We start from the raw sequence: 5761 nt of genomic DNA, 5'->3' as shown, positions 1-5761 counted from the left end.
GCACCACGGGACCGAAACGCTGCCAACGCTCCCGGATAGGTAGGTTCCTCTACCAGCACTGTGTCACCGGGGTTAATTAGGCTCTTGGCCACAATGTCTATTCCTTGCTGAGCGCCAGAAATAACTTGAATGTTATCGGCGGCGGTGTTAATACCCAGTTCTCTTAGGGCACGTGCCACCGCTTCCCTGAGCGGCGGGTAGCCTCGACTGTCCTCATAGGCAAAGGCATCACCGGCATCGCGCTCTATTACTTGGTTGATAAGACGTTGAACTGTAGCCACCGGTAACAGATCGGAATCCGGAGTGGCACTGGCAAAGTTGACGGCCCCGGCTGGAATTTCTACCTGCCCTTGATCCAGCAGCGTTAAGGAGAGATGCTCATGGGTAGCCGATTCGGTCAGGCCGACTCTGGCTACAACGTAAGTACCGCTGCCGCCGCGAGAAGCGGCGAGACCGGCCTGCTTTAGCTCTTGGTATGCTTTGACCACAGTCACAGTATTGACTTGCAGTTTAGTGGCCAGCATCCGGATGGGGGGAAGCTTACTCTCGGGGGCTATCTTCCCGGTTTCAATCTGCTCTGCCAGTTGCCGGGCAATCTGTTGATACAATGGAACGGAAGCATCTCGGTTAAGGCGTACCGATACGCTATTTAGCATATGGATATACCTCCTTATTGACCAATACACAGGCTAAATGCTATACTACAAATGAAAAGCATGGTGGTAACCACCCCGCATAAGTTGCGGCGGACCCCAGGCCCCGGCGGATGTATCGCTACACTTAGCTTAACTCACTGCCGGGAGAAAGTAAAGGAGGTTTTCTTAGTGCAAGAACCATGTGCGTCTAGTGAGAGCTTGACCCAGATGTTCCGCGGCGGTGTAATTATGGATGTAACTGACGCCGGGCAGGCAACAATAGCCCAAGAGGCCGGTGCCTGTGCGGTGATGGCGCTGGAGCGGGTTCCAGCGGATATTCGCCGTGATGGCGGGGTGGCCCGCATGTCCGATCCGAAGATGATCAAGGCCATCAAGAAGGCCGTGAACATACCGGTAATGGCCAAGGTACGCATCGGGCACTTTGTTGAAGCGCAGATCTTACAAGCGCTAGAGATTGATTATATAGACGAGAGCGAAGTTCTTACTCCTGCCGATGAGAAATACCATATTGATAAAACCAAATTCAAGGTGCCTTTTGTCTGCGGAGCGCGGAATTTAGGCGAAGCCCTAAGAAGGATAGCTGAAGGGGCGGCTATGATCCGTACCAAAGGCGAAGCCGGTACCGGTAACATCGTAGAGGCGGTGCGTCATCTGCGGACGGTAAACGAAGGAATAGCCAAGCTCCAAGGGCTAGGCAAGGCCGAACTGGTGGCCCAAGCCAAAGAAATGGGAGCACCGTTAGAATTAATTGAGTATGTGGCCAAAGAAGGCCGCCTTCCGGTAGTGAACTTTGCTGCCGGGGGTGTAGCCACCCCGGCCGATGCCGCCCTCATGATGCAGTTGGGGGCCGACGGAGTTTTTGTGGGTTCGGGCATCTTTAAATCCAGCAATCCGGAAAAACGGGCCCGGGCCATCGTTAAAGCCGTGGCCCATTACAACGAACCGGCTGTTTTGGCTGAAGTTTCCGCTGACCTGGGCGAGCCCATGCCTGGCATGGATATCACCACCCTATCGGCCGAGAACCGGTACTCAGAGCGGGGCTGGTGAATTATTAGGACAAGAAAACCGGCAAGACGGCCCCTGAAGGCTTGTCTTGCCGGTTGTGTTTTCCAAGTTCTATCAGTTGGGGATATGCAAGGCGATCTTGTCCACAGCCAGGGCAGCTTCGGCCATGGCTTCGCTGACGCTGGGATGGGGGTGGATGGTAGCGGTAAGTTCTTCCACGGTGGCCTCCAGCTTCAGAGCCAGGGCGGCCTCGGCGATGAGTTCGGTGGCGTGGGGTCCTAAGATATGGACTCCTAAGATTTCGCCGTAGCGCTCATTGGCAATTACTTTGATAAACCCATCCAGACCTTCAATGAGGGCTTTGCCGTTAGCGATCAGAGGGAAGCGGCCGACCTTGATCTTATAGCCGGCTTCCAGAGCTTGTTTTTCCGTAAGGCCTACGCTGGCCGCCTCCGGCTGGGTGTAAATACAGGACGGGACCGTCTTATAATCTATTGATTTTCTAGTCCCCAGGGCATTTTCTGCGGCCACAACGCCTTCGGCAAAAGCCACGTGGGCCAGCATAACTCCGCCGACAGCATCGCCCACGGCGTAAATTCCAGGCACAGAAGTTTGCATGTATTCATCCACCGTGATCCGGGCCCGTTCCATCTGTATGCCTGCTTCTTCCAAGCCCAGACCGGAAGTGGCCGAACGACGCCCAACAGCGGCCAAGACGTTGCTAACAGTAAACTCCAGCTCTTTATCTGGAGTCTTTACTTTAGCTGTTACACCGCCTGCTGCCGGCTCACAACTTAACACCTGGGAAGAGGTGTAGATTTCTATTCCTAAAGAGGTCAAACGGTTCTTTATTCCTTCCGTCAGCTCTTCGTCCATAGTCGGGAGAATCTGGGGCAACATTTCTACCACGATACACTTGGTTCCCAGTGTCTGATAAACCGAAGCCAGCTCGACCCCGATGACACCACCGCCGATAATAAGCAGGCTGTTCGGGACTTCTGGCAGGGACAAAGCGGCATCGCTGTAAATTACTTCCGGTAAATCCAAGCCCGGAAGCGGCAACTGCACCGGCTCCGATCCGGTAGCGATGATAATCCGATCGGCAGTGAGCTTGGTCGTCTGGCCGTCTGCGTCGGTTACAATTACCGAATTGCTCCCGTCAAGACGAGCAGCTCCCGTTATTACTTGACAGTTAGCTTTCCTCAGGAGAAAACCCACTCCTGTTACCAACCGTCGCACTATCTGCTGACGGCGCTTCTGTAGTGCCGGCCAGTCCACGGACACATTCTCTGCCTTCAGGCCGATTCGTGCTCCACGCAGAATAGTCTGGTACAACTCAGTAGTATTAAGGAGCACCTTGGTGGGGACGCAGCCAACATTAAGGCAGGTCCCTCCTAAGGCCTTCTTTTCCACCAGGGTCACTTCGGCACCGAGTTGAGCGGCCCGCAGCGCGGCCACGTAGCCACCGGGACCGCCGCCAATAACAAGCACTTTCACGTTCATTCCTCCTAGAATAAAGCTGGCATATGGTAATTATAACCCAATTTGGTCTATTGTGGGACATAATATTTGGGTTCTGAATTTAGAGCATTAGTGCCGGCTCTTCCAGAAAGGCCTTGATCAAGGACAGGAACTCGGCGGCTATGGCCCCGTCCAGGAGACGATGGTCGGCTGATAGACTTAGGGTCATCATTGGCTTTACTACCACAGCACCGTTTTCCACCACTGGTTTGTCAGCAATACGGCCTACGCCTAAGATAGCACTCTCCGGCTGATTAATAATCGGGGTAAAACTATCGATACCGTACATGCCTAAATTAGTAACGGTAAAGGTGCCACCGGCGATGTCTTCGGGAGAAAGCTTGTTTTCCCGAGCTCTGGTGGCCAAAGCACGGATTTCCAGTCCCAGGGCGTACAAGGTTTTTTGATCGGCGTTTTTCACCACCGGAACAATCAGCCCCTTAGCCAAAGCTACGGCAATACCCACGTTGATATAGCTGTGATATACTATTTCTTCATCTACGAGCGAAGCATTGGCCAAGGGGAACTGACGCAGGGCTCGGGCGGCAGCCAGAACCACCATGTCGTTGTAGGATATCTTGCGGTCTTGGGCTTTGTAGGCGGCGTAAACGGCCTGAGCCCGGGACATGTCCACTTCCATGGTGTAAGTTACGTGCGGTGCCACCCGCTTGCTTGCGGCCATGCGCTCGGCAATAATCTTGCGCACCCCAACTAAGGGTTCCCGGCGGTCGTTGTCTTCTCCGCTGGCAGCTAACAGGGCGGAAAAGACATCTTCTTTGCCTATGCGACCGGCCACTGCCAGTTTGGTCAAGTCTACGCCCAGCTCCTTGGCTAGTTGCTCTGCTACCGGTGTGACCCGCGCTTTTGAGGCGGGACCGGTTTCTTCGGCTGCTTCAACTGTGGCAGCAGCTTTGTTCGCCTCCAAGTAAGCTAGCACGTCCCGTTCCACAATGCGCCCGTCAGTTCGTGTCGGCTTGATCAAAGTTAAGTCCACTCCGCGGTCACGAGCCAGTTTCTTGGCCGCCGGTGAAGCCTTCAGGTCTTGTGTAGGTGTTGCTACGGCTTTCTGGGGTGAGCAGGTGGGTTTAACCGGGGCCGGTGTAGCTGCTTCTTTAGACTGTGTTGGCACAGCCCGATCTTCCCCTTCCGGCAACGGCTCATGAGCAGCGGCCAAAATGGCTACTGCCGTTCCCACCGGTACGGCGTCGCCTTCTGGAACAATGATTTTTCGTAGTATGCCCTCAGCCAGGGCTTCCACTTGGTTAGTTATTTTATCAGTTTCTACCTCAAAAAGAGGATCGCCTTTTTTTACTACATCGCCAACATTCTTTAACCAACCGGTAACAGTACCTTCAGTCATGGTGAGACCCAGTTTAGGCATGGTAACAGTGTATGCCATGGTGTTCGGCTTCCTCTCCTTTCATGAATTAGTTTGGCCTGGTTGTGAGCGATAAGGCTCGAACAACAAAACTGGCTCTAGTGCAGCATCATATCTGGTAGCCATGTAGAAAGTGCTGGGAAAAATGTGATACAAAGCAGGGCTACTATGGAAGCCAGAACAAAGGGAATGACGGCTTTTGAGATATCGTCCATGGATATCTGTGCGATATTGGCTCCCACATAAAGGTTGACGGCTACCGGCGGCGTGATCTGACCGATGGCCAAGTTCACCGTCATCATGATACCGAACCAAACTGGATCCCAACCAAAGTGAGCCATGATCGGCATCAAGACGGGTAGAAGCAGGTAGTATATGGAAATCGCATCAAGCAGCATTCCGGCTACAAAGAAGATGAGGTTGATGATCATAAGGAGTATATATTCGTTTGATGCCAAGGCAATGGCTGTCTGCGATATTTTTTCCACCACGCCTAAAGTGGTCATGGCCCAGCCAAAAATGCCGGCCAGTGACACTACTAACATTACAACGGCCGAGGAGACAGCGGAGTCTACCAACAGTTGCAAGAGATCTTGGAACGTTAAGGTCCGATAGATGAAAAAGCCCACAAAGAGCCCGTAAAAGACAGACACGGCTGCCGCTTCAGTGGGAGTGAAGATACCGCCGTAAATTCCCCCGAGGATAATGAGCGGTGCAATGAGGCCCCAAACGGCTTCTTTGAAGGCCACCCAGATTTCCCGAGCAGTGCCGAAGCGGTCGCCTTTGTAACCACAGGCTAAGGAAATCAAGACAGCGGCCAAAATAAGAAACAGGCCCACCACAATACCGGGAATAATACCGGCGACAAAGAGCTCGCTAATGGAAGCGCCAGTGATTACACCATATACGACGAAGGCAATGCTGGGGGGGATAATAATGGCAATACCGCTGGAAGCAGAGACTAGAGCAGCGGCAAAATCTTTCTTGTAACCCATGTTAACCATGCCTGGAATTAAGATGGTACCTAAAGCGGCCACAGTTGCCGGGCCGGAACCTGATACAGCGCCCCAAAATATGGCCGTAATTACGGTAACTACGGCTAAGCCGCCTGGAACGGGACCCACCAACAAGGCAACCAAGTGGACAATCTTGTCAGAGATTTTGGCTTTACCCATGATTACGCCTGCCAAAATAAAGAACG

The 5761-nt window shown here is 53.2% G+C and carries 5 protein-coding genes; 1 reads left to right on the top strand and 4 read right to left on the bottom strand.

The features are described 5' to 3' along the window. On the bottom strand, window positions 1-656 hold a 656-nt coding region (locus GX016_06235), incomplete at its 3' end, for a PLP-dependent aminotransferase family protein (protein ID HHT71157.1). A 207-nt stretch (window positions 657-863) separates the two neighbouring features. On the opposite strand from GX016_06235, the gene pdxS reads away from it, so the two are divergent. Beyond that, window positions 864-1703, top strand: a complete 840-nt coding sequence (pdxS, locus tag GX016_06230) for a pyridoxal 5'-phosphate synthase lyase subunit PdxS (GenBank protein HHT71156.1) — start codon at window positions 864-866, stop codon at window positions 1701-1703. Between the two features lie 72 nt (window positions 1704-1775). On the opposite strand, the gene lpdA is transcribed toward pdxS, so the two are convergent. The 3 genes from lpdA to GX016_06215 form a co-directional block, all read right to left on the bottom strand. Continuing rightward, window positions 1776-3164, bottom strand: a complete 1389-nt coding sequence (lpdA, locus tag GX016_06225) for a dihydrolipoyl dehydrogenase (GenBank protein HHT71155.1) — start codon at window positions 3162-3164, stop codon at window positions 1776-1778. A gap of 79 nt (window positions 3165-3243) precedes the next feature. Beyond that, complete coding sequence (locus GX016_06220; GenBank protein HHT71154.1) at window positions 3244-4581, bottom strand: 2-oxo acid dehydrogenase subunit E2; 1338 nt, start codon at window positions 4579-4581, stop codon at window positions 3244-3246. A gap of 77 nt (window positions 4582-4658) precedes the next feature. Continuing rightward, the coding region (locus GX016_06215) for a TRAP transporter large permease (GenBank protein HHT71153.1) at window positions 4659-5761 on the bottom strand (1103 nt) is incomplete at its 5' end.

The organism is Bacillota bacterium (assembly GCA_012837285.1).
Classification (GTDB): domain Bacteria; phylum Bacillota; class DTU030; order DUMP01; family DUMP01; genus DUNI01.
Note: the sequence above shows the minus strand (reverse complement) of the source record. Positions and strands in the feature narration are given on the sequence as shown.